Genomic DNA, 23,672 nt, shown 5'->3' on the forward strand with positions numbered 1-23,672 from the left:
CAGGAGCGGTCGCGGGGCGGGGTCGTGAGGTCACGGTGTGGCCGCTGTCCCCGGTCCCGGCGTCCGCGCCGCGCCGGGCCCCGGTAGGGTTCGCCTCCGGGAAGGGGAAGGTGAAGGTGACCGGATGAGCAGGGATCGCGGCTCCCGAAGGCCCGGCCGGCCGGCCCGGGGCACGCTCATGGCGGCCCTGGCGACCGCCGTGGCGATGACGAGCGGATGCGTGGTGGTGCACGGCGAGCGCGAGGTGCTTCCGGCCACGACCCGCGCCGAGGCCGCGAAGGCGCTGGAGGAGTTCACCGCCGCCTACAACAAGGCGGACAAGGCGTACGACCCCGCCCTCGACGCCGGCCACACCACCGGGCCGCTCGCCGCCATCGACGCCGCGCGGCTGAAGGCGGGCCGGGCCAACAACCCCGACGGCAACCCCTCGCACACCCCGCTGGCCCTGACGGACCCGGTGTTCACCATCCCCAAGAAGGCCGGCTGGCCACGGTGGTTCGTCGCCGACGCGGAGGCCAACAAGGGCGGCGACTCCCACTGGCTGCTGGTCTTCACCCGGCACGGCCTGGACGAGACCTGGAAGGTGGCGTACCTCACGCTGGTCGCCCCCGGTTCGCTGCCCGGCTTCCGTACGGACGCGGACGGCTGGGCGGAGGCGGTGCCCGCCGACGAGGACGGCCTGACGGTGACGCCGGCCGGGATGAGCGCGGGGTACGCGGCCTATCTCACCGACGGCGGGAGCGGCTTCGCCGACGGGGTGCACACCAGTACGTGGCGGCAGACGCGGGCCCAGCGGACGACGCGGCCGGGGCTGGTCACCCAGTACATCGACGAGGCGCTGACCGAGGGCGACCACGCGCCGCTGGCGCTGCGCACGAAGGACGGCGGGGCGCTGGTCTTCTTCGCCTCCCGGCACTTCGAGAAGCAGACCGCGGCGCGGGGCGCGTCCGTGCCGGCCCCGAACCGGGACGTGCTGGCGCTGACGGACGGCGAGATCAGGCAGTCGCTGACGATGGAGTTCGTCTCGAACCAGGTCGCCCTGGACCCGGCGAAGGGCACGGGCGACGGCAAGGTCACCGTCCTGGGCCGCGTACAGGGCCTGACCTCGGCGAAGGGCGAGTAGCGGGCCCGCGACGGCGGTGTGGGCCGCGGCGCGGCCGGGCGCCGCGGGGGCGTGCCGGGCCGGGTCTGGGGCCGTGTGGCCCCGGGGAATCTCAGTGGCGCAGGGGCCAGGCCGCTCCGGCCTGGTCGCTCTCCTCGCCGACGTGCCGGGAGCAGGCGTCGGTGAGGGTCTCCAGGAGGGTCAGCGGGTCCGGCAGCGGATGCTCCGGGCCGCGCACCCAGTGGACGGTCTGGTTCTCGCCGGGCAGCCGGGCCGGGGGGACGAGGACGTAGGAGCCGCGGCAGTGCCAGCGCAGGCCGGGGTGCTCGTCCATCGTCTCGGGGTGGCAGTCCAGCTCGCAGGGCCACCACTCGTCCTCGTCCTCGGGGGTGCCCCGGGTGAGGGTGAAGAAGAGCATGCGGCCGTCGTCGCTCTCGGCGACCGGTCCGACCTCGACGCCCGCCTCCAGCAGCCGGCGCAGCGTCTCGCGGCCGGCTTCGAGGGGCACGTCGAGCACGTCGTGGACCATGCCGGTGGCGGTGATGAAGTTGGCCAGCGGCTGGTGGCGGGCCCAGCGCTCGATCTGGGAGCGGTCGGTGGTGGACTGCGTCTGCCAGGCGAAGGAGACCGGGTGCCGGGCGGGGGTGGGACAGCCGACGCGGTCACAGGAGCAGCGGTAGCCGGCCGGGTGGGCGGCGGGCGCGAGCGGCAGGCCCGCGGCGGCGGCGGCGAGCAGCAGGGGCTCTCTGCCACCGTCGTCGGCGGCGTCCTTGGGGCGGCGTCCTCGCAGCCACTGGGAGAGTCTGCCCTGCAGGCCGGTCCGGCCGCCGAACTCCGCGCTCATCTATCCCCTCGCCTCGCCATCGTGCGCACCAGCATGCCCTATGGTCGCACCATTCCGTGCGTCGGGGTCGGGAAGGGACAAACTTCCCTGGTCACCCGGGACGGGAGCGACGCCGGGGCCGAAGCCGGGGCGGTCCGGCGCCGGCCCCGGGTGGCGGGCGCTACCGGGGGACGAGCCCGTACAGCGCGTACTCGACGAGGGTGTCCGTGTAGGCGTGGGACAGCGGGGCCGTGCGCTGGAGCCAGCGCTGGGCGAGCGGCGAGACGAAGAGTTCGAGGGCGATGCGCGGGTCGACGTCCGGCCGGATCTGCCCGGCGTCCTGGGCGGCGCGCAGCCGGTCGACGTAGAGCTGGAGCGAGGGGTCGAGGAGCTTGGCCACGAACTCCCGGCCGAGCTGTTCGTCGACGAGGCCCTCGGCGGCCAGGGCGCGGGAGGGGGCCTCGAAGCGGGGGTCGCACAGCTCGTCGACGGTGGCGCGCAGCACCGCCCTGAGGTCGGCGGCGAGGTCGCCGGTGTCGGGGATGGCCTGTGCGGCGGGGTCCTGGCCGGCGGCGCGCGCGGCCTGCTCGCCGAGGTCGAGGAACGCCTCCAGCAGGACGTCCGCCTTCGAGGACCACCAGCGGTAGATCGTCTGCTTGCCGACACCGGCGCGGGCGGCGATGCCCTCGATGGTGGTCCGGGGGTAGCCCACCTCGGAGACGAGGGCGAGGGCGGCGGCGTAGATGGCCCGGCGGGAGCGGTCGCTGCGGCGGGTCGCGTCGGGGTGCGGCCGGGCGGGGGCGACGGGCGGGGCGGGGGCGGGTTCCTGGTCGGACATGGACCGAATTTATCAGGTTGACAAGACGCCACGTCTCGCCGGACAGTGACGGGAACGGCGCACGCGAGACGAGCCGTCTCGTTCCGTGTGGGGGTCGCCTACGGGACGCGTACGGATGCGTACGGACACGTACGGAGGCGCGTGGGAAGGGAGAGCCTGATGAGCAAGGGCCGGAACGAGAACACCCTGGGCGTCGGCGGCAACCGCCGCCACCTGGGCCGCAGCGCGCTGCGCGGCGACGGCCGGGGCGGCCGGGCGGGCGGAGGCCCCGCCCCCGGGGACCACCCGGAGGAGCGGAAACGGGACCTGCTGCGCCGCCTGCGGGAACGGCAGGAGGCGCGGGGACGGGAGCGGGAGCAGGCGGGGGAGCAGGAACAGGCGCGGGAACAGGAACAGGCGCGGTCGCCGGAGGCGCCGGACGCACCGGAGGCGCCGGACCCGCGGGAGGGCCCGGACCCGCAGGAGGGCCGCCCGGAGCAGGCCGGCCCGCCGGAGGGAAGCGGGGGTACGGAGGGCCAGGGGACTCCGGGGAGCGCCCCCGCCGGGAGGGCCGGCTAGCTACTCCCCGGCCGGAGGCCAGGCGTCGCCCCACTCCGTGTCGCGGGCCGCCTTGTACCGGTCGCCGTGGCGTTTGGTGACCGTGGTCCGGTGCAGTCGCTCGTCCCTGTCGCACAGGTCGAGCAGGACCTGCCCCTTGCGGAGCTGCGGACGCCGGACCACCCGGGCGGGGGCCGGGGCGGCGGGGAGCCGGGTGGCGGCGACGTAGCTGAACTTCTCGTCCTCGTAGGCGAGGGAGCCGCCCTTGACCCGGCGGTGCAGGGAGGAACGGCTGACCCGCGCGGCGAAGTGGCACCAGTCCGTGCCGGGGGCGATGGGGCAGGCCGCGCTGTGCGGGCAGGGCGCGGCCACCCGGAACCCGGCCGCGGTCAGCCGGTCGCGGGCCTCGGCGACCCGGGCGTGGCCGTCCGGCGTACCGGCCTCGACGATCACCACGGCGCGGGCGGCACCGGCGGCGGTGTCGACGAGGGCGGCGCGGTCGGCGGGGGTGAGTTCGTTCAGGACGTAGGAGACGGTGACGAGGTCGGCGTCCTCGACGGTGAGCCCCGGGCCGATGCGGGCGCGCTGCCAGCGCACGTCGCCCAGGGCGGGGTGGGCGGCGGCGATCTCGCGGCCGAGGGCGAGGGCGGGCTCGGCCCAGTCGAGGACGGTCACCGGGCGCTCGCCGCCCCAGGTGTCGCTGACGGCCCAGGTCGCGGCGCCGGTGCCGCCGCCGACGTCGACGTGGCTGCCGGGTGCCCAGCCGGGCACGGCCGCGGCGAAGGCGCCCAGCGCGGAACGGACCGCGGCGAAGGTCGCCGGCATGCGGTAGGCGGCGTACGCGACGACGTCGGCGCGGTCCCGGAGGATCGGGGCGTCGGTCGGGGTGGCCCCGCGGTAGGTGGCGATCAGCCGCTCCACGGCCTGCGCGGCCTGCCGCGACGGCAGCCCGTCGACCAGACCGGCGAGGGAGTCACGCAGCGCGTCGGCGGGGACGATGAGGTCGTTCACCCCGAAATCCTACGGCGCCGCGTCCGCGCTCCGCGCCCGCCCGGACCGGCCCTGGCGAAGCCCGCACCTGCCCACCGGGCCCCGTGGCCCGCGAGCCCGCCGCAGCGCACCCGCAGCGCACCCGTCGCGCACCGGTCGCGCACCGCGCGGCCCCCGCACCCCCACCGGAGCGCCACCCCCAACCGGAGCGCCCGCCCGGCGGCCCCCGTCACACCCCCCGGACCGCCCGCGCCAGCAGCGTGCACAGGGCGGCGCGGGGGGCGTTGTCCGGGGGGCGGCGGCGGGGGTGGACCGTGTTGGCGAGGAGGACGGCGAAGGTGTCCGTCGCCCGGTCGAGGACGAGCATCGTGCCGGTGAAGCCGGTGTGCCCGGCCGCCCCGCGCCCCGCCAGCTCCCCCATGAACCAGGGCTGGTCGACGGCGAAGCCCAGGCCCGGCGGGGCCAGCAGCAGTTCCACGAAGTCCGGGCCGAGGACGCGCGCGGGACCGTGGGCGCCGCCCGCGAGCAGCGCGCGGCTGAAGACCGCCAGGTCCCGCGCGGTCGAGAAGAGACCGGCGTGACCGGCCACGCCGCCCAGCGCCCAGGCGTTCTCGTCGTGGACGACCCCGCGCAGCATGCCCCGGTCCGCCTTGGCCCACGGCCGGCGCTGGTCCTCCGTCGCCGCCGCGCCCGGACACGGCCCGAACCGGGTCGCCGTCATGCCCAGCGGCCGGGTGATCCCCTCGTGGACCAGGGTGTCGAGGGGGCGGCCGGAGACACGTTCCAGGACGTGCTGGAGCAGCAGCATGTTCAGGTCCGAGTAGCGGTACGTGCCGGGCGCCCCCACCGGCGGCTCGGCGCGCAGCCGCGCCGTCCGCTCCCGGGCGTCGGCGCAGTCGTACAGCGGGAGTTCGGCCCGCAGCCCGGAGGTGTGGGTGAGCAGGTGCCGTACGGTCACGCCGTGGTCGGCGGCGCCCCGGAAGTCCGGGAGGTACGCGCCGACCTCGGCGTCGATGCCGAGGGTGCCGCGTTCGATCTGCTGCACGGCGGCGACGGCCGTGAAGAGCTTGGTGAGGGAGGCCAGGTCGAAGGGGGTGCCGACGGTCGCCGGGACCCGGTCGGCGGCCGGCAGTTCCCCGCCCGTGCCGGTGCGCGGGTCGAAGGCGCCGTACCGTACGGCCCAGCCCGCGGCCTCCTCCACGGCGAGCACGGGTCCGCGGCCGGCGGCCACGACGGCGCCGGCCGCCCAGGGCCGCTCGCCCTCGGTCAGCCCGCGCACCGCCCGGACCAGCCGGCGCAGCGGCTCCGGGTCGAGCCCGGCGCGTTCCGGGGTGTCGCTGCGCAGTCGCGGGGTGCTCAGATCCGCTCGCCCTCCCCCGCCGTCCGGCCGTGCCGGGGCCGGCACAGGACCAGGAAGAAGGCCAGCGCCACGAGGGCGGCGGCCAGTTGGACGATCGCCATGGGCAGGGCGGTGTCCTCGCCGGCGATCCCCACCAGCGGGGAGGCGATGGCGCCGATCAGGAAGGAGGAGGTGCCGAGCAGCGCGGAGGCGGAACCGGCCGCGTGCTTGACCCGCATCAGGGCGAGGGTCTGGGTGTTGGGCAGGGTGATGCCCATCGCGGACATCAGCACGAAGAGCGCGGCGGCCACCGGCACGAGCCCGACCTCGCCGAAGACGCCCAGGGACATCAGCAGCAGGGCGGTGGCGGCGGCGATGACGATGAGCAGGCCGAGACCGAGCACCCGGTCCAGGCGGACCCGGCCGACCAGGATCTTGCCGTTGATCTGGCCGACGATGACCAGGCCGACCGAGTTGACGCCGAAGAGCAGGCTGAAGGTCTGCGGGGAGGCGCCGTAGATCTCCTGGACGACGAAGGGGGAGGCGGAGATGTAGGCGAAGAGCGCGGCGAAGGCGAACCCGCCCGCGAGCATGTAACCGGCGAAGGCGCGGTCGGCGAGCAGCCCGCGCATCGAGCGGAGGGTGTCGCCGATCCCGCCGGAGTGCCGGTCGGCGGCGGGCAGCGTCTCGGGGAGTCTCGCCCAGACGATGCCGCCGAGCACCGCCCCGACCACGGTGAGCACGACGAAGACGCCCCGCCAGTCCGTCACCCGCAGGATCTGCCCGCCGATGAGCGGCGCGACGACGGGGGCGACGCCGGAGATCAGCATGAGGGTGGAGAAGAAGCGGGCCATGGCCACGCCGTCGTAGAGGTCGCGGACGACGGCCCGCGCGATGACGATGCCGGCGGCGCCCGCGAGGCCCTGGGCCAGCCGGAAGGCGACGAGGAGTTCGACGGTGGGGGCGAGGGCGCACAGGGCGGTGGCGACGACGTAGACGGCGAGGCCGGTCAGGAGCGGGCGGCGGCGGCCCCACCGGTCGCTCATCGGGCCGACGACGAGCTGGCCGAGGGCCATGCCGGCCAGGCAGGCGGTGAGGGTGAGCTGCACGGTCGCGGCGGGCGCGTGCAGGGCGCGGGTGACCTCCGGCAGCGCGGGGAGGTACATGTCCATCGCCAGCGGGGGCGTGGCGGTCAGTCCCCCGAGGATGAGCGTGACGAGCAGGCTGGTGCGGCGCGGGCCGCGCCCGGCGGGCCGGACACCGCGCGGCGCGGGCGCCTGTCCGGCGGCGCGGGGGGCCGGTGCGGGGGCCTCCACGGCGGCGCGGGCGGCGGGGACGGAGGGGCCGTCCGGGGCCGGGGTGCCCGCCTCGGGGCCGGGGCCGGTGGCGGCCGGGGCGCGGTGCGGGGGCGCCGCGGTGCACGGCGCGGCGGAACGGGGCGCGGCGGAGTACGGCGCCGCGGGCGGCGGGGTGTCCGCCGGGTGCGGCGCCGGGGTGGGTGATGGTGAGTGCGGTGACGGTGAGTGCGGTGACGGGTGCGGTGTCGACGGCCCGCTCTCGGGCATGTGCCCCTCCCTCTTCTACGGTTCCGCCCCCTATGCTCTCAGCTCGTACGCTCGTGAACGAATGCTTCGAGGCGAAGGCGGGGGCGCGGTGGCGGAGCGGAAGGCGCGCTGGGGGATTCTGGCGACCGGTGGGATGGCGGCGACGTTCACGGCGGACCTGGTCGGGCTGCCCGACGCCGAGGTGGTCGCGGTGGCCTCGCGGACCGAGGCGTCGGCGCGGGAGTTCGCCGGCCGTTTCGGGATACCCCGGGCCCACGGCTCCTGGGAGGCGCTGGCGCGCGACGAGGAGGTCGACGTGGTCTACGTCGCCACCCCGCACGCGGCGCACCGGGCGGCGGCGGGGCTGTGCCTGGAGGCGGGGCGGCACGTGCTGTGCGAGAAGCCGTTCACGCTGAACGCGCGCGAGGCGGGCGAGCTGGTCGCCCTCGCCCGGCGGCGCGGGGTCTTCCTGATGGAGGCCATGTGGACGTACTGCAACCCGCTGGTGCGGCGGCTCAGGGCGCTGGTGGACGACGGGGCGGTCGGCCGGGTGCGCTCCGTGCAGGCCGACTTCGGGCTGGGCGGGACCTTCCCGCCGGGCCACCGGCTGCGGGACCCGGCGCAGGGCGGCGGCGCGCTGCTCGACCTCGGCGTGTACCCGGTGGCGTTCGCGCAGTTGCTGCTGGGCGAGCCGTCCGGGGTGACGGCGCGGGCGGTCCTCTCCGAGGAGGGCGTCGACCTCCAGACGGCGGCGCTGCTGTCCTGGGAGGGCGGCGCGCTGGCGTCGCTGCACTGCTCGATCGTGGGCGCCACGCCCAACTGGGCGGCGGTGACGGGCTCACGGGGCCGGATCGAGGTGCCGTACGGCTTCTTCGCCCCGGACCGCTTCGTACTGCACCGGGAGGGGCGGGAGCCCGAGGAGTTCCGCGCCGACCCGGCGGACGGGCCGCCCACCACCCTCGCGCACGAGGCGCGGGAGGTGATGCGGGCGCTGCGGGCGGGTGAACGGGAGTCGCCGGTGGTGCCGCTGGACGGCACGCTGGCGGTGATGCGGACGCTGGACGCGATCCGCGCCCGCGTGGGCGTCCACTACCCGGGGGAGACGGAGGGCGCGGACGGCGGTGTCGGCGGGGCTCCGAGTGCGGGCGCGAGTGCGGGCGCCGGTGCGGGTGCGGGCGCCGGCGCGGGCGAGCCGGTGGTGGCACCGGCCTGACCCCGGAGCCGTACGAGGCACGGACGACGAGCCGGTGGCGGCGGCCCGGCCCGACCCCCGGGCCGTACGGACCCTGCCCGCGCCGGTCCCCCGCGGCCGTATCCGGGACGTGGCTGAACTCGGCGCGGGCAAAGGGGCGTTCGCCCGGAGCAACGGCCCGCCGAACGACGCATCCACACAAACGGAGCTTCCCGGTCCGCCATGTTGCGACCGCCGTCCGTCGTATGCTCAACTTTCCTTCACCGGAGCTTCACACTCGGAGCGTCGGCCTTCCGGGGCTTCGCGGACCATCCCGAGGGGGGGCGGCAGCCGTTCCGCACGCCGGCCGGGGGCGGGTTCCGCGTGGGACCGCGGGATGCGCGCGAGCGCGCGGAACGGCTGCCACACACACCCTGCGCTGTTCACCACCCGGCGGAGCCGGTCTTCCGGTGCCGGGCGGCGGCCGTCACGCCTGTCCCGTCTCGAAGCGGGCGATGCGGCCGGCGTCGTCCACGGTGAAGCGCCACCGGGTGCGCATCTCGCCCCAGGTGTCGTTGCGGTAGCGGGCGAGGAGGGAACGGCCGCCGTCCGACTCGCTGTCGACCTCCATGTGACCGTGCGAGGAGAAGATCTCCCGGTCGATCCACTGGTCGAGGTCCCGGTCGTCGCCGTCGTCGGCCATGGTGGCGTCCGGCGCGAGCGTGGCGAGGAACGCCTCGCGGTCCTGGGAGTTCAGGGCGGTGACGAAGGCGCGCACGGCCGGGTCGCTGAGTCGCGTGGTCTTCATGCCGGTCAGCGTCACACCGCTCCCCCGCCCCCGCCACCCGGCGCACCCCCGCCACTCGAACGGCGCCCGGGGCGGGCCCGCCGGATGTCGCCGGGTGCGGGCGGTGCCACGGTGGGAACACGGGACGGAGCACGACCGCCCGCCGCCCGAAGGGACCGCACATGACCTGCTACGACCGACGCGACCTCGGCCTGCTGCTGCTCCGGCTGGGCACCGGCGGGGTGCTCGCCGCGCACGGCGCGCAGAAGCTGCTCGGCTGGTTCGGGGGCGGCGGCATCGAGGGGACCGGCCGCTTCATGGAGTCCGTCGGCTACACGCCGGGCAAGGCCGGCGCGATCGCGGCGGGCCTCGCGGAGGCCGGCGGCGGGGTGCTGCTGGCCCTGGGCCTGGCGACCCCGGCCGCGGGCGCGGCGGCGGCCGGCGCGATGGCCGGGGCGGCGGCGGTGCACACGCCGAACGGCTTCTTCGCCCGGTCCGGCGGCTACGAGTACGCCGCGTCGCTCGGCCTGACCTCGGCCGGACTGGCGGTCACGGGCCCCGGACGCCTCTCCCTGGACCACGCCCTCGGCCACTCGGCCAACCGCGACTGGATGGTCCCGGCCGCGCTCGCGGCGACGGCGGCGGCCACGGCGGCCGTCCTCGGCGCCCGGACCCGGCGGCTGCGGAAGACGGCCCAGGGCGAACAGGAACCGCTGTTCGACTGAGGCGTGGCACCCTTCCCGCATGAACGGGAACGACGACGATCACACCCCCGGCCTGTGGGACGGCGTGGCCGCCCTGTGCCACTGGCTGGACGCCAACGAGCCGGTACCCGGCCGCGAGGGCCTGCTGCTGCGCGTACTGAAACTCTCCGAGGAGGTCGGCGAGGCCGCCCAGGCGGTGATCGGCGTGACCGGCCAGAACCCGCGCAAGGGCGTCACCCACACCTGGCAGGACGTGGAGGCGGAACTGTGCGACGTGGCCCTCACCGCGCTGGTCGCCCTCCGCACCCTGACCCCGGACGCCCAAGAGGTCTTCGCCCGCCACCTGACGGCGGTGACGAACCGCTCCACACACGGCACCGCTCCCGCCACCCCTCCGGTCCCACCGGCCGAGACCGGACCGGCTCCGGGAGGCCGGGTGTGAGAAATACCCGTGGCCCTCGCGGCGGCGGTCGGGAGGTTGCTCCGTCTCCCCGGCAGCCGGACGTGACAGAACCTCCCGCGGTCCTCAGCCTGATCCCATGACACCGGTCACGACCATCGGCGGCTTCGCGCAGGGCCGTTGGGAGGACGTCCTGCGGCGCGCGTGCGCGGTCGCCGGTCTGGAGGCGGCCGGTGCCCGTGTGCTGCGGGGGCACACCAACGCCGTGGTGCTCCTGGAGCGGGAGTCCGTCGTGGTGAAGATCGCCCGGCACGGGAGCCGGCCGGCCGACGCCGTCCGCACGGTGCGCTTCGTGCGGTGGCTGATGGAACAGGGCTTCCCCACGGTGCCGCTGCATCCCGTCGCGGCGGAACAGCCCGTGGTCGTGGACGGTCACGCGGTCACGTTCTGGACCTACCTGCCGCAGCCGGACCATCCCGTGCGCGCGGAACAACTCGCCCCGCTCCTGCACGCGCTGCACCGGCTCGGTCCCCCGCCGGTCGAACTGCCGGCCCGTGACACCGTCGCCGCCATCGCGTCCTCGCTCGGCGGCATCACCGACGTGCCCGCCCGGCTCGTCGACGTCCTGTCCGTACGCCTGCGCGCCCTGGCCGAGGAGCTGGCCGAGGTGCGCTTCCCGTACCCCGAGACGGTCGTCCAGGGCGACCCCCAGCACCGCAACGCGCTGCACCACGGCGGCGAAGCGGTGCTCTGCGACTGGGACACGGTCGCCCGGGGCCACCGGGAATGGGACCTCGTCACCGTCGAGATCCACTGCCGCCGCTTCGGCTACGGCGACGCGCACTACCGCGACTTCGCCTCCTCGTACGGCCGCGACATCACCTCGTGGGAGGGGTACTCCACCCTGCGCGATCTGCGCGAGCTACGCATGATCACGACGAACGCCCGCAAGATCGGGCACGCCCCCGGGAGCCGCGCCGAGGTGATCCGGCGGATAGAGGGACTGATCGAGGGGGACACCACGCTCCGCTGGCACATCCTGTGAGGGACGCCCGTCCTCGGGGAGGCGGGCGCCGCGAACCGCGCAGGGCACGTCGTCTCGTGCTCGTGGAGGAGTCCGGCCCGCGTGCGCCTGCCGACGGAGTACGGTCCGGGGTGTTGATGTCGTCCTGGGAGGGAGAGGGACCGTGGCCGGGTATCTGACCGTGTGGACCACGACCGACGCGCCCGAGAAGGCGCGGGAGCTGGCCGCCGGGGCGGTGGAGGCGCGGGTCGCGGCCTGCGCTCAGGTCGACGGGCCGGTCACCAGCGTGTACCGGTGGCAGGGCGAGGTCCGGACCGACCAGGAGTGGCGCGTGCAGTTCAAGACGACCGCCGAGCGCTACCCGGCGCTGGAGGCGCACCTGCGGCGCGTGCACGACTACGACACCCCGGAGATCATCGCCGTACCGGTCACGCACGGCGGCGCGGAGTACCTGGCGTGGATCGACGAGGAGACCCGGGGCTGAGCCGACCCCGGCGGGAACGCTCCGGCGGGCCGGTCCGCCGAGCGAGCCCACGGCAAGGCCGCGGCGGGCCGGCGCTTCGAGCGAGCCCACGACAAGGCCGCGGCGGGCAGGCTCGTCGAGCAGAGCCACGGCAAGGCCCCGGCGGGTCCGCTCGCCGAGCCGGCCCCGTGGGAATGTTCCGGCGGGCCGGCTCGTTCACCGGGCGCCCTCCACCGTCCGCCCCGCGACCCCCGGGAGCATCGTGCCCGACACCGCCGCCGTCCCCCCGACCGACGCCCCCTCGACCGCCCTCCCGGCGCTGCCCGCCCTCGGTGTCCAGGCCGAGCGCCTGATCGAGCTGGGCGTGCACGAGACCGCCGGGCTCTCCGCCGCCGGACTCCGGGACTTCGCCGAGGCCGCCGCCGGCCTGCCCGGGGCCGGTGAGGGCGCGCTGCTCGCCGTCCACCCGGACCGCGCCCCCGCCTCCGCGCTCGCCCCGCTGCTCCGCCGGGACGGCAGACCGGGCTTCGTCGTCACCGACATGACCGACGTCGACCTCTTCGCCCCGCTCGACACGGCCACCCCGCCCGACGCGCCCCTCTACCTCGTCACCGGCCCGGACCGCGGCGACCACCTCGCCGGCTGGAGCCCGGACGAGGCCCTGCCCGCCCTCACCGCCGACGCCCGTACACCGCTGCTGCTCACCGAGGGCATCCACTGGCTGCTCCAGCGGCCCGCCGTCCTCGAACGCGGCCACTGCTTCATGACCGTCGGCTCCCGGCTGCGCAAGCCCGGCGGCGCCCTGGACTCGCGCACTCCGGCGATCTGGATCAGCAACGGCACCGGCCGGGACGGCCGCGAGCGCCGCAACGCCCCCAAGGTCGGCTGGTGTTGGGCGGGCAACCGCCACACGTGGCTCGGCTTCGGCTCCGCGAGGGGCCGCCACACGCTGCCGTAGCCGAGCCGTGTGGCGCCGCCCGCCGGGCACGTACCGGCCCGCCCGACTACGCGGCCCTGCCCGGCCCTTGGCGGTCCGGGGCGTGTCCGGGGCGGTGGCGCAGGTGGCCGTGCTGGTAGGCGAGCGCCACCGCGTGGGCCCGGTGCCGGGCCTGGAGGACGTCGAAGATGCGGCGGACGTGACTCTTGACGGTGTTCACGCTCAGGTACAGCTCGCCCGCGATCTCCTCGTTGCTCTTCCCCTCGGCGATGCGCTGGAGTACCTCCTGGCAGCGCCCGGTGAGGACCACCCACTCGCGGGGCTCGGGCGAGAGCCGCGCCAGCCAGCCGCGTTCGTAGCCGATGGCGACCATCCGCGCGCGTTCGTTGGTGCCCAGGCTCTTGCCCAGCCGGTCGACGTGCCGCTGCACGGTCGGCCGGGCCACGTGCAGGTGCCCCGCGATCTCGACGTTGGTGTAGCCGCGGGCGACGCCCGACAGGACCTGGAGCTGCCTCCAGGTCGGGAAGACGACCCGCTTCCGCGCCGTCCGCTCGATGGTCTCCGGACCGGTGATGGTCACGCTGCCCCTCTCCTTGGCCGTCAAGTGACGCGGTACGCATGCCGCTTCACCCCTTCAGAGCCGGCAGCGGGGCATTCCTGACGCGGTTCGGCGCAACGTTTTTCCCGGCCGTACGGGGCGCGTGCCACCGCCCGCTCGGACCCACGGGCACGGCGGCCCCCGGGGGCGACCCGTACGGGGCCTCGTACGGGTCGCGCGGGCGGTACGGCGGCGCGCATGGCGGCGCGTGCGGGGGTGCGTGTGGGGGTGCGTGCGGGGGTGCGTGTGGGGGTGCGTGCAGCGGTGCCTGCGACGGTACGTGCGGTGGTGCGTACAGCGGTGCGTGCGGCGGTCTCTCCGGTGGCTCCTGCGGCGCCCGTACCCCCGTTCGCCCGGCGGCCGTTGGGCGTTCTCCCCGCCCGCCCGTCTCGTCGAAAAAAGTCGAGAAATCTTCCGCTCCGCGCGTCATGGCCCGTCACCTAGTGACTCCGAGGAGTGATGAGCCGTCCCGCGGGCGCGCGCGCCCCCGACCGACCGACGAGGTACCGATGCCGAACACACCCCGCCCCACCGCCGCCGAGGCGGCCCAGCCCACGCGACCCGCACGTGGCCGCGCCGGGCGGTTACGCCTCCGGCACCCCCGGACCCGCCGCCCCCTCCCGACCCACCCGAGCCGGCCGGCCCTCCCGCGCCGCCGGGGCCGTACCGCCTGGACCACGCCGCCGCGAGAACGGAGCCGAACCGCCGTGAGACGCCACCACTTCCTCCACTTCGGCTACGGCGCCCTCTTCGGGTGGCTCGCCTGGTGCGCCGTCCAGTCCGCCCACAACGGGGCGCCCTGGGTGTGCTCGGCGTTCGTCGCCGGCTCCGGTCTCGTCCTCGTCGCGCTCATACGCGAGGGCGAGTTGGAGCGCGCCCTGCGCCGCGAAGCCGTCCGGGCGGAACGCGAGAGCCGCCGGCATCCGGCCGACGCCGGCGCCGCCGTGGCGGCCGTCGCGCTGGCCGGCTGGTGCTGCGACGCGTGGGCGGCCACCGCCGGCGCGGAACACGGACCGGCCTGCCGGCACCGCCGGCCGAAGGACAACGCGGCCTGACGCGGGCCGTGACGGACGGAGGTCCGCCGGGCCGGTGGGGACACCGGCCCGGCGGACCTCGGGGTGATCACACGGTGCCGGCGCGGGTACGCGTCGGCGGTCCGGCCCTGTACGGGAGCCGACTTATCGTTTCACCAGCCAGGCGAGGGCACCCAGCGCCGACCACAGGCCGGCCGTGTACGGCGACCGCCCGTCGCCCTGGACGTTCGCGTGGCCGGAGGGACACCAGCCCTGGTGGCCGGGCCGGTCGCAGGGCCGGCAGGGCCGACCGTGGCCATGGCCGTGGCCGGGATACGGCCGGCACTCGCCGGTCGGGCTCGGCGACGGCGTGGGGCTCGGGGTCGGCGTGGGCGTCGGGGTCGGCTCGGGGCTCGGCGTCGGGGTCGGCTCCGGCGTGGGCGACGGCTCGGGCGTCGGGGTCGGTTCCGGCGTCGGCTCCGGGCTCGGCGACGGCTCGGGCGAGGGTTTGGGGCTCGGCTTCGGCGTCGGCGACGGCTCGGGCGACGGCGAAGGGGTGGGCGTAGGAGTGGGCGTGGGCGTCGGTCTGGGCGTGGGCGTGGGCGTGGGCCTCGAAGTCCGGCTCGGCGTGGGCTCCGGGGTCGGCTCGGGCGTCGGCGTCGGCTCCGCGCTCTCGGCCGGTCCGGCCGACGGCGACGGCGACGGCTCCGGGCGTTCCGGGCGGCTCGGCGTCGGCGCGGGGGCCTCCGGATCGACCGGCGGATCGACGTCGGCGGGCTCCTCCCCCGGGGACGGCGGCGGGACGGCACCGGCGCCCTCCTCGGGCGGCTCCGGCGAGGACTTCGGCGCGTCCACGGGGCCGCCCCTGTCCGCCACGTCGGGCACCGGCCCCTCGTCCGCGACGCCCTGCTCGGCGTCCGGCGCGTCGGAGGGCACCGGACGGGCGGCCGGGAAGGACGGTGCCGAGGCGGGCGGCGGCGCTCCCCCTGCCGACGCGCGCGGCGTGGCCGGGGGAGCCCCGCCCTGTCCGGCGGTGAGCGCCAGGGCGAGGGAGCCCGCGGCCACCACGGCGGCGGCCACCCCGGACGAGGCCAGGATCTTGCCGTTCTTCCACGGGACCTTGGGCGTCGGCACCGGGACCTGGACCGCCTGCGCCGCGCCCTGCTGGACGGCGGCGGAACCCGCGGTGCGCAGCAGGTAGGCGGAGGCGGCGGAGCCGAGGAAGAACGGGGCGACGGCGGCGCGGATCGTCGCGGAGAGGTCGGCGAGTTCGAGGTAGAGGCCCTTGCAGTCGGCGCAGGTGTCCAGGTGCTCGCTGACCTGCGCGCTCTGTGTCTTGCCGAGCTTGCCGCGGGTGAACGCGCCGAGCTTGTCGGCGTACTTGCGGCAGGCCCGGTCGGCGGTGGTGGTGATGTGGGCCTGGATGTAGGCGGTGCGCAGGCCCTCGCGGGCCCGGTAGGCCAGCGCCGAGACGCTGTTGGGCCGCAGACCCAGCAGGGGGGCGACGTTCACCGGGGCCTCGCCCTCGACCTCGGTGTGCCAGAGCACGGCCTGCCAGCGCTCCGGCAGGGAGCGGAATGCCTCGCCGACGGCCTGGTTGTCGAACGCCTCGGTCGCCGGGTCCCGGACGGGTTCGGCGGTGTCGTGACCGTCCCACGTGTCGGTGAGGATCGTGCGCCGCTGCTGCCGGGTGACGCGGAAGGCGCAGTGGCGGACGGTGCGGACGAGGTAGCCGCGGAAGAACTCGGTGGGGCCGGAGCCCTTGCGTATCGCGCCCAGGACGTTGGCGAACGCCTCGGCGACCAGGTCGTCGACGTCCGCCTCGCGGGTGGCGAACTGCCGGGCGCAGAGAACGGCGGCCCTGCGGTGCCGTGCGTAGAGCGTCTCGTAGGCCGCTTGGTCGCCCTCGCGGACGGCGGCGATGAGCCGGGCATCGCCGGGTTCCGCGGACTCTTCGGGCTCCGGCGGGGGGAACGCGGTGCTGTCGCTCATGAATCCTCTACCGCGCCGGTACGGCCCTGGCCGGCCGGACACGGCGCTTACTGACGGTGATCGGTGCGCAACACATTAGATAATCGGAAAGTTGACACGTCAACAGATGTAAGCAGGCACATCCATCGAAATGATGAGATGAAGCACGTTGGCCGCAGACCCGTGGAAATGGCTTCCTCGCAGGTGCCGGCACGTCTCTGACCCGGGCTTTCTTCCTTCGCGCCCTCTTGGACGGCGCGTCAACCGTGGCATAGATCACGCCGATCCGGACGCTTCGTCGCGTCATGGCACCCGGGCCGGCGCCTCAGGGACGGTGCCCGGTCAACGCGGCCGGGGGTCACCAGGTGAAAAGGAAGCCGCGGTTGAAGAGTGAGCGCCCACGGGCACCCGTGAACTCGGTTCTGCCCCCCGACGATTTCCCCTTCCCCCTCGAACAGGTAGCGGACCCGTCGTTCAAGGAACTCGCCCCGGAACCCGCCCCGGACCGGGAACCGGAGCCGGAACACGCCCCGGACCCGGGACCGGGCACGCCGGAAGGCCAGGAACCCCCTTACGGGACGGACGAATACGGGGCGGACGAGTACGACACAGTCGAGTACGAGACGGGTGAGTACGACCCCACCCCCACCCCCGTCCCCGGCACCGGCGTGGGCCCGCCCCCGGCCCCCGCGCCGGAGCGGCGGGCGGCGCCCGCCGGGCCGCGCCGACGGGTGCCGCGGGCCGGTGCCGTGTCCGAGGTACGGGAGTTCCGGGCCCGGCCGGTCCTGTCCGGCACCCTCGCCCTGTTCTGCGCCGTGCTGTGCGGCGGCGCCGTCGCCGTCCTCGCCACGAGGCCGCAGGCGGTGCGGCGTTGGACGGAGCTGCCCGAACCGTCCCCGCTCCTGCTGACCGCTCTCGCCGCCGTGGTGCTGCTCGCGGCGGGCGGTCTGCTCCGCAACAGGGAGGGCCACGCCGTCGTCCTGACCCGCTGGGGCCGCTACCGGGGCACGGTGCGCCGCGCGGGTCTGGTGTGGGTCAACCCCTTCGCCCGGCGGCACCGCGTGGACGTGCGGCTGCGCCACTTCCAGGGCGACGCCCTGCCCGCCGTGGACCGCGTCGGCCATCCGGTCGTCGTCGGCCTGCTGATCGTCTGGCGGGTCAAGGACACCGCGCGGGCCGTCTTCGCGGTCGAGGACCACGAGGAGTTCCTGCGCGAACAGGCGGCGGCGAGCGTGGCCGAGGTCGCCTCGACGCTGCCCTGCGACCGGTTCGGCACCCCCGGACCGACGCTGCGCGACGGGACGTGGTTCGGCGAGGAGACCACCGGGCGGCTGGCCGCCGAGATGGCCCCGGCGGGCCTGGAGGTCTACTCCGTCCAGCAGCTCTCCCTCGGCTACGCCACCGAGGTCGCCGACGCCATCGACCGGCTGCGGAACGCCGAACTCAACGCCGAACTGCGCACCACCGTCATCGGCGACGCCGTCGACGTCGCCCGCGCGGCCCTGGACCGGATCAGGGCCGACGAGGGCGACGGCGAGGACGCGCCCTCGGGCCGGGACGCCGAGTTCCTGCGCCTGCTCGTGCTTTCGCTGCTCAGCCCGAGCGCGAACCTGAAGGAATGGGGAAACCAGTGGCCGCAACACCGAAGTTCGTCGAACTGAACGTCGCCGACGGCTGCGGGACGTGCGCGTTCTGCACCGGGCCGTCGCCAGAGGGACAACGGACCGCGCTCGCCGGGCAGCATGCCCAGGGCCGCGTCTGCCGGACGCGGGCGGCGGGCGCGCTGCTCGCCATCGCCACGGGCGTGGTGGGCATCGAGGCCGGTACCACGACGTCGGCCAGCGCGCTCCCGGCGCCGAGCCGTGAGGGCTGGGACGGTACGCGGTACTGGTTCAGGTCCAACGGCCAGTGGCGCTGGACCAGCCACCACAGCGTCTACGTCCAGCGCACCGGCGGCGCGGGAGGCACGGGCAAGGCGGCGGCCCCGGCGCCCGCCCCGGTCAGGGCCCCGGCCCGGACCACCGCCTCCGAGCAGGCGTGGCTCCCGGCGCCGAGCCGCGCGGGCTGGGACGGCACGCGGTACTGGTTCAGGTCCAACGGCCAGTGGCGCTGGACCAGCCACCACAGCGTCTACGTCCAGCGCACCGGCGACACCGCGGGCTCGGGGGGCGCGGCGGGTACCGGGGGCACCACCACCGCCCCCGCGACACCGGCGCCCCCGAAGGGGAACACCGCCTCCCTGGAGCCCGCCCTCACGTACGCGCTCGCCCAGTTGGGCAAGCCGTACATCTGGGGCGGCAACGGCCCCACCGGCTACGACTGCTCCGGCCTGGTGCAGCAGGCGTACCGCCGTGCCGGGATCTCGCTGCCGCGGGTCGCCTCCGACCAGTACGGGGCCACCACCAAGATCTCGTCCAGCAGCCTGCGCCGCGGCGACCTGCTCTTCTGGTCGTCCAACGGCCGCCAGTCCGGCGTCCACCACGTCGCCGTCTACCTCGGCGGCGGACGCTACGTGGAAGCCCCCCGGCCGGGCAAGAACGTCCGTATCTCACCGCTGTCGAACGGCTACCCGCCCACCCTGTTCGGCCGCCCCTGACCGGGCCGCCGGGCCGCCCGGCCCCGGCCGCGTCATAAGTGCGCAGGTGGGGCCTCTCTCAAGTGTCACGCAGGTACGGCGGCACCGTCCGCCTTGAGGAGGAGGCCCCCTTGCCCACCCAGCCGCCCCAGCCGTCGCAGCCCTCCCCACCCCGAGAGCTGACGCGGCGCCAGGAAGAGGTGTTGTGGCTCATGCTGACCGGTGCCACGGCGGACCGGATCGCCCAGGAACTGGGCATCAGCCGGGCCACGGTGCAGACCCATCTGCGCGCCATCTACGCGACGTTCGGCGTCCGGAGCCGGGCGCCGGCCGTCATCGCGGCGATCGAGCGGGGCTATCTGCCCGGGAGCCTCGACCGGGGCTGGAGCCACGACCGGGAGCGGGTGCTGCGCGCCCTGCGGCAGGCGTGGAGCCCCTGCTGGGTCCACCCGGCGCACACGCCGAGCTGCGCCGTGTGCGTCCGGGCGGCCACCCTGGGCCACGCCATCGCCCTGGTACGGGACCCGGGGGCACCGGCCCACCCACCGCCGGCGGCCGGCCCCCCGGGCGCCGCCGGCGGCCCCCGCCCGTCCCCACCCCGCCCCATCAGAGCCCCGGCCCCACCGGAGGCGACCCCGGCCACGGGCAACGGAAACGGAACCTCCCGGTGACGGGGCCACAGCCCCGGCCGCCCCCTGCCACGGGGGGCACGCGGGGGTGTCACCGCGGGGCGTCACGCCCCCGCCCGCCCGGACCCGGCCCGGCCCCCCTCCGCCTCAGCCGCGCCGGCAGGCTGGAGCCGGGGACCGCGGTCTCGGCGGCGAGCAGCCGGCACAGGGCGCACCCGCCGAGATGGGCCCGGACCTCGTCGTTGCGCCGGGCGGTCAGTTCGAGCCGTACGTGCGAGGCGGCCGTCAGGTACGACAGGTGGCTCCCCCGCGCCTCCACCGGCCCGGTGCGGCGCAGTCCCCGCCACAGGTAGGCGTCGACGAGGGCGTCGAGCCCGGCCCGCAGCGGCCCGGGACCGTGCCGGGCGGGCGGTTCGCCCTCCACGCAGACCGCCCACAGCACGTCGGCGTGGTGCGAGGGGAGCGAGGTGAGCACGTCGTACGCGAGCAGCGTCTCCTCGGCGCCGGGCCCGCCACCGGTGACCTCGCGGCGCAGCGCGCGCCCGGCCGCGGCCCGCCGGACGCCGACCCGGACCTCGCGCTCGAAGTCGAAGGTGCGGTCCTCCGGCGCCGTACGCTGCAACGCCTCGACGGCGCGGCGGCAGGCGTGGAAGAGCAGCGTCTCCGTCCCCTCGCGCTCCGAGGGCCCGAGGTAGCGCCGGACGATCCTGCGTCCCGGCCGGGCGGCGCGCACGCAGAGCCGGTAGACGGCGCCGGGTTCGCCGAGCCGGGCCCGGCGGACGAGGTCGGCCCGTTCGGGCGGGGGCACGGGGAGGACGGGCGGCCCGGTGGACAGTGCGTGCGGGAACGGATCGGGGCCCAGCCGCGGCAGCCGCACGGTCTCCGGTTCGGCGACGGCGGCCCTCGGGCGCACCGCGATCCCCCGCCGGAAGGTGGTCCAGTCCCAGGTGGCCCTCCCCGCCGGCCGTCCGACGTCGCTCACCGCCACCCCGCCCTCCCGTAGGCATCCCGCGGCCCCGAACAAACCGAAGCCTCAAAACCCCAGAGCCCCGCCCCCCACCCCCATGACGCGAAACCCACCGCAGACCACGTCACACCCGCCCGACGCGCTGCTCAGCCTTGCGGGGAGACCCGGTCCCCAGCCGCTCACCAGCCGCTCCCCAGCAGGAGGCCGGCCACCCGGCATCCGCCGACGTCCGCGCAGCCCGTCGATTCGGCACAGCGGTGAAGGGACACACGGACGCCTACAAGCGGTCCCGTGCGATCTCGCGGACCAAAATGGCCTCACTGATCATGGCCAAGGGCGACCCGACCGGGCCGTGCACGGCGACGCCTGGCCCGGCAACATCGTCCGCAGGGCCGACGGGGTCCTGATGATGGATCGCGAGGTACGAGTCGCGCGTTGGCTCGCTCAAGAGAATGTCGCGGCTGTTCGCCTGGCCGACGTGGAACAGCCCGTCGAGGCGGACGGCAGACCCGTGAGCGCTTCTCCGTGGGGCCCCCGGAGTGGGATCTCGTGTCCACCGCCGTGCGCGCGATGACCACGGGCGCCGTCAGCATGCGCGAATACGACGAGTTCTGTGCGGTCTACGGTCATGACGTGACGGCGTGGGAGGGCTACCCCGTCCTCGCTCGGGCCCGGGAGCTGCGGATGGTGACGTACGCGGCCCGGCACGCGGCGGGCAACCCGCAGTGGATCAGCCAGGCACAGCACCGGATCGACTGTCTACGTGGTCGATCCGGCCCGCGACCATGGTCATGGAAGGGAATCCTCTGACGGGGGACGTCCCGCGGCGCACCACCCTCTTCCGCTCGGCTCTCCGTCCGGGCGAGGTCGTCTGTCCGGGACGGCATCGTGGCTCCGGCCTCCACCACCGCCGCTCGGGAAGGGCCGGACGGATCAACGCCGGGATCGAGCGACAGCCTTGGTCAGCCCTACGGTTTTCTCCAGGACGAGAACGAGGTGATGCCGACGGCTCCGCCGTCGGCGCGGCGTGGCAGTATCCGGACGCGGTCGATGGTCAGTGCCGGTTCGATGAGGACCCGGTTCACTTGGCCTGCGGCCGGTTTCGCTGGTGTTCGGTGTTGTCCCGGGATTGTTCGCCATTGGCCGTCGGCGGTCTGGTATTCGAGGTCGAAGGTCGTTGGGACCTTGACCCCGCCGCCGTCGTCGTAGAAGGTCACCCGCAGGTCTGAGATTCGCCGTTGGGCACCGAGGTCGACCTCCAGCCAGTCGGAGGTGTTCGGGCTGCCGTAGGAGGTCCAGCGGGTGCTCGGCACGTCGAGCTGGAAGTCTTGGCCATCGATTGCTTTGGTGGGTGGGTCCGCGCTGTAGCTGTATGAGGCGCGGGCCGTGGGAACGCCGGTGCCGCTGACATTCGCGAAGTCGTCGACCAGGGTGGGGAGGTACGCCGGGGCGCGTGTCGTGACCTTCACCTGCACAGGGCTCAAGCCGGCCTGCGAGCGCACGAGCTTGCCGTCGAGCCAGACCCGGAGTCCGGCTCCGTGGCGGTAATGGCTGCCGTCGCGGTCCCAGACCACGCTGAGGTTCCGGCCGTGGTACGGCACATTCTCCGCCGCGAAGTGATCCCAGTCCTCGGGAACCAGGGGGGCGATGCGGACACTGTCGCCCATCTGTGGCCGGATGCCGAGCAGCCCGGAGAGCACGTTGTCGTTGAAGGTCGAGTGGTTGTAATCCTCGCTGTGGCCCTTGCTGTCGTACAGCCACCGGTTCTCGTCGGGGTGATGCGCTTCGGCGACGTACGGCACGCCGTCCTTGCGTTGGGTGCGGGCGTAGCTCCGCAGCACCGTCAGGTAATCGTCACGATCGACGTAGGGCTGGCTCGGGTAGTCGTTCAGCAGGTTGGCCAACGCGGTGAGCGTCTGGCTGGTCGCGTAGGGCCAACTGGGGCCGTTCCAGCGGCAGCAGCCTGCCAGGGCGTCCTTCATGAACCACGGGCTTCGCCGCTCGGTCGTGGTGGGGCCGAAGGGTGCCGCGAACCCTTGTGGGTCCGTCAACTGCGCCCAGGCCGCACTGTTCTCGGCAGGGGCCATGTGGAAGTACCACGGTACGAAGCCGATCTCCTCTCGGTCGTCGATCCTCGTCCTGTCCGGATTTCCGTCGCGCATGACGTGCTTGTAGAATTTGCCCGAGTCGTCCCACAACCAGCGTTCCTGGCTGGCCTTCAGGGATTCGGCCGCGCTGTCGAACTTTGCGGCAGCACCGCCATCGCCTTTGATCCGCAGCAGTTTCGCGATCGCGCGCGCGTCGCCGTACTGGTAGGCGTTCAGCGTCGGGCGGAAACCGTCGCCCCCGTGGTACGGGTCATCGCTTTGGTAGGAGCCGGCGGTGAATTCCATGGCATCCCACACCGGCGTCTGCCAATACAGGCCCAGGGAGCGATCGAGCTGTGGGGACCAGCCCTGCCACTGTTGGATCAGCTCGGGCAGGCGAGCGGTGGCAAAACTTGACCGGCCGTCGACGGCGGCGCGTGCCGCGACGGCGTCCGCAGCCCAGAACGAGTACTGATGGGACCAGTCGGTGGTGTTCTTGTTGAGCTCTTCCGTCGCCGGCTTCGGGCCTGATCCCGACCCCCGAAGCCAGTAGTCGACATAGTCATCGAGATACCGGTGGTCACGCAGCCAACGCCCCTCGTAGAGGTGGTGGCCGGCCGCGGCGACGATGCCACCCTTGGGCGCCGAGTAGCCGACCGGGCCGAGGAACTCCGACACGATCCACCCGTCCTTGGGGCCCGTGTATTTGAGCGCCTCTCGGAAGGTGCGCCACCGGTAGTAGTACGTGTCCTGGATCTGCCGGTCCGGCAGGTCGACGAACGGTATGTTCGCGTCGTACCAGGCCGGCTCCGGCACATCGCCGAGGAGAGCGGCGTGATCGAGGATGTGGGTCCCTCTACCGACCTGCGGGTAGAGATCGGGTGCCCGGTCTGCGGGTTTCGCCGAGTGAGACCCGGTGGAGACGGAAGTGCCCGGCGTCTGACCGGCGAAGGCCGTTGCCGACAGCACTGCCGCCAGTGCCAGCGCCGCAACTCGGGACGCAGAGCCGACATGTCTACGCATCTGATCCTCCACAAAAGAGACTTCCGATTCCTTTGTCGGCGCTGCTGCGGATGACGTGCACCGACGCCGTGCCGTTCTCGTGCCAGTGCGTGAGTACCGAGCAGCGTGCTGTTCCGGTTCGCGGGATCGGCGTCGGCCGCCGGCTCAGGC

General features: G+C 74.9%; 23 protein-coding genes and 1 pseudogene. 14 read left to right on the plus strand and 10 right to left on the minus strand.

The window, feature by feature from the left end; genetic code table 11:
• Window positions 1-26: 26 nt before the first annotated feature.
• Both J5Y05_RS32045 and J5Y05_RS26945 read left to right on the plus strand, forming a co-directional pair.
• Window positions 27-162, plus strand: a pseudogene (locus tag J5Y05_RS32045) (iron transporter); the annotation flags it as partial.
• Window positions 125-1,123 (plus strand): SCO2278 family lipoprotein, encoded by a 999-nt coding sequence (locus J5Y05_RS26945; RefSeq protein ID WP_210875693.1) that lies wholly within the window; start codon window positions 125-127, stop codon window positions 1,121-1,123. The pseudogene J5Y05_RS32045 and the gene J5Y05_RS26945, both read left to right, overlap by 38 nt.
• A 91-nt stretch (window positions 1,124-1,214) precedes the next feature.
• Here J5Y05_RS26945 and J5Y05_RS26950 read toward each other — a convergent pair whose 3' ends face one another.
• Entirely contained in the window at window positions 1,215-1,946 is a 732-nt protein-coding gene (locus J5Y05_RS26950) for a bifunctional DNA primase/polymerase (RefSeq protein ID WP_210875694.1), read from the minus strand.
• A 160-nt stretch (window positions 1,947-2,106) separates the two neighbouring features.
• Complete coding sequence (locus J5Y05_RS26955) at window positions 2,107-2,763, minus strand: TetR/AcrR family transcriptional regulator (RefSeq protein WP_210875695.1); 657 nt, start codon at window positions 2,761-2,763, stop codon at window positions 2,107-2,109.
• A gap of 159 nt (window positions 2,764-2,922) precedes the next feature.
• Here J5Y05_RS26955 and J5Y05_RS32500 point away from each other — a divergent pair, with 159 nt between their 5' ends.
• Window positions 2,923-3,321: a DUF6243 family protein gene (locus J5Y05_RS32500; RefSeq protein ID WP_307854108.1), complete on the plus strand. Its 399-nt coding sequence runs from the start codon at window positions 2,923-2,925 to the stop codon at window positions 3,319-3,321.
• On the opposite strand, the gene J5Y05_RS26965 is transcribed toward J5Y05_RS32500, so the two are convergent.
• From J5Y05_RS26965 to J5Y05_RS26975, 3 genes are all read right to left on the minus strand, one after another.
• Complete coding sequence (locus tag J5Y05_RS26965) at window positions 3,322-4,311, minus strand: small ribosomal subunit Rsm22 family protein (protein ID WP_210875696.1); 990 nt, start codon at window positions 4,309-4,311, stop codon at window positions 3,322-3,324.
• A 208-nt stretch (window positions 4,312-4,519) separates the two neighbouring features.
• On the minus strand, window positions 4,520-5,695 hold the full coding sequence (locus J5Y05_RS26970; protein ID WP_210875697.1) for a serine hydrolase domain-containing protein: 1,176 nt from the start codon (window positions 5,693-5,695) through the stop codon (window positions 4,520-4,522).
• Window positions 5,647-7,194, minus strand: a complete 1,548-nt coding sequence (locus tag J5Y05_RS26975; protein ID WP_247615378.1) for a multidrug effflux MFS transporter — start codon at window positions 7,192-7,194, stop codon at window positions 5,647-5,649. The genes J5Y05_RS26970 and J5Y05_RS26975 overlap by 49 nt, the downstream gene beginning before the upstream one ends.
• Window positions 7,195-7,255: 61 nt before the next feature.
• Here J5Y05_RS26975 and J5Y05_RS26980 point away from each other — a divergent pair, with 61 nt between their 5' ends.
• The gene (locus tag J5Y05_RS26980; RefSeq protein ID WP_210875698.1) at window positions 7,256-8,386 is read left to right on the plus strand and encodes a Gfo/Idh/MocA family protein; all 1,131 of its coding nucleotides are present in this window, start codon (window positions 7,256-7,258) and stop codon (window positions 8,384-8,386) included.
• A gap of 445 nt (window positions 8,387-8,831) precedes the next feature.
• Here J5Y05_RS26980 and J5Y05_RS26985 read toward each other — a convergent pair whose 3' ends face one another.
• A complete protein-coding gene (locus tag J5Y05_RS26985; RefSeq protein WP_210875699.1) occupies window positions 8,832-9,152 on the minus strand; it encodes a nuclear transport factor 2 family protein in 321 nt (106 codons plus the stop codon).
• A 161-nt stretch (window positions 9,153-9,313) separates the two neighbouring features.
• On the opposite strand from J5Y05_RS26985, the gene J5Y05_RS26990 reads away from it, so the two are divergent.
• The 5 genes from J5Y05_RS26990 (at window position 9,314) to J5Y05_RS27010 (ending at window position 12,680) form a co-directional block, all read left to right on the plus strand.
• Window positions 9,314-9,856 carry a DoxX family protein gene (locus tag J5Y05_RS26990; RefSeq protein ID WP_210875700.1) on the plus strand — a complete coding sequence of 181 codons (543 nt, stop codon included), beginning with the start codon at window positions 9,314-9,316 and terminating at the stop codon, window positions 9,854-9,856.
• A 19-nt stretch (window positions 9,857-9,875) separates the two neighbouring features.
• A complete protein-coding gene (locus J5Y05_RS26995) occupies window positions 9,876-10,277 on the plus strand; it encodes a MazG-like family protein (protein ID WP_247615379.1) in 402 nt (133 codons plus the stop codon).
• A gap of 97 nt (window positions 10,278-10,374) precedes the next feature.
• Window positions 10,375-11,280 (plus strand): phosphotransferase family protein, encoded by a 906-nt coding sequence (locus J5Y05_RS27000; protein ID WP_210875701.1) that lies wholly within the window; start codon window positions 10,375-10,377, stop codon window positions 11,278-11,280.
• 142 nt (window positions 11,281-11,422) lie between these two features.
• Window positions 11,423-11,743 (plus strand): divalent-cation tolerance protein CutA, encoded by a 321-nt coding sequence (gene cutA, locus J5Y05_RS27005; protein WP_210875702.1) that lies wholly within the window; start codon window positions 11,423-11,425, stop codon window positions 11,741-11,743.
• A 241-nt stretch (window positions 11,744-11,984) separates the two neighbouring features.
• Window positions 11,985-12,680, plus strand: a complete 696-nt coding sequence (locus tag J5Y05_RS27010; protein ID WP_210875703.1) for a DUF5701 family protein — start codon at window positions 11,985-11,987, stop codon at window positions 12,678-12,680.
• Window positions 12,681-12,726: 46 nt separating this feature from the next.
• Here J5Y05_RS27010 and J5Y05_RS27015 read toward each other — a convergent pair whose 3' ends face one another.
• Window positions 12,727-13,239 carry a helix-turn-helix transcriptional regulator gene (locus tag J5Y05_RS27015; protein ID WP_210875704.1) on the minus strand — a complete coding sequence of 171 codons (513 nt, stop codon included), beginning with the start codon at window positions 13,237-13,239 and terminating at the stop codon, window positions 12,727-12,729.
• A 725-nt stretch (window positions 13,240-13,964) separates the two neighbouring features.
• Between J5Y05_RS27015 and J5Y05_RS27020 the strand changes: the two genes are divergently transcribed.
• A complete protein-coding gene (locus J5Y05_RS27020) occupies window positions 13,965-14,312 on the plus strand; it encodes a hypothetical protein (protein ID WP_210875705.1) in 348 nt (115 codons plus the stop codon).
• A gap of 123 nt (window positions 14,313-14,435) precedes the next feature.
• Here J5Y05_RS27020 and J5Y05_RS27025 read toward each other — a convergent pair whose 3' ends face one another.
• Entirely contained in the window at window positions 14,436-16,262 is a 1,827-nt protein-coding gene (locus J5Y05_RS27025; RefSeq protein ID WP_210875706.1) for a sigma-70 family RNA polymerase sigma factor, read from the minus strand.
• Window positions 16,263-16,651: 389 nt separating this feature from the next.
• On the opposite strand from J5Y05_RS27025, the gene J5Y05_RS27030 reads away from it, so the two are divergent.
• From J5Y05_RS27030 to J5Y05_RS27040, 3 genes are all read left to right on the plus strand, one after another.
• A complete protein-coding gene (locus J5Y05_RS27030; RefSeq protein WP_210875707.1) occupies window positions 16,652-17,902 on the plus strand; it encodes an SPFH domain-containing protein in 1,251 nt (416 codons plus the stop codon).
• A complete protein-coding gene (locus J5Y05_RS27035; RefSeq protein WP_210875708.1) occupies window positions 17,872-18,837 on the plus strand; it encodes a C40 family peptidase in 966 nt (321 codons plus the stop codon). Before J5Y05_RS27030 ends, J5Y05_RS27035 begins: the two co-directional genes overlap by 31 nt.
• A gap of 110 nt (window positions 18,838-18,947) precedes the next feature.
• Window positions 18,948-19,487, plus strand: a complete 540-nt coding sequence (locus J5Y05_RS27040) for a response regulator transcription factor (RefSeq protein ID WP_210875709.1) — start codon at window positions 18,948-18,950, stop codon at window positions 19,485-19,487.
• Window positions 19,488-19,536: 49 nt separating this feature from the next.
• Here the strand turns inward: J5Y05_RS27040 and J5Y05_RS27045 are convergent, their stop codons facing one another.
• Complete coding sequence (locus J5Y05_RS27045) at window positions 19,537-20,427, minus strand: hypothetical protein (protein ID WP_210875710.1); 891 nt, start codon at window positions 20,425-20,427, stop codon at window positions 19,537-19,539.
• Between the two features lie 534 nt (window positions 20,428-20,961).
• Between J5Y05_RS27045 and J5Y05_RS32340 the strand changes: the two genes are divergently transcribed.
• A complete protein-coding gene (locus tag J5Y05_RS32340; RefSeq protein ID WP_281730825.1) occupies window positions 20,962-21,222 on the plus strand; it encodes a hypothetical protein in 261 nt (86 codons plus the stop codon).
• 158 nt (window positions 21,223-21,380) lie between these two features.
• On the opposite strand, the gene J5Y05_RS27055 is transcribed toward J5Y05_RS32340, so the two are convergent.
• Window positions 21,381-23,522 (minus strand): discoidin domain-containing protein, encoded by a 2,142-nt coding sequence (locus tag J5Y05_RS27055; protein ID WP_210875711.1) that lies wholly within the window; start codon window positions 23,520-23,522, stop codon window positions 21,381-21,383.
• Window positions 23,523-23,672: the final 150 nt, after the last annotated feature.

It is taken from the genome of Streptomyces tagetis (assembly GCF_018069565.1).
In the GTDB taxonomy this organism is placed as follows: domain Bacteria; phylum Actinomycetota; class Actinomycetes; order Streptomycetales; family Streptomycetaceae; genus Streptomyces; species Streptomyces tagetis.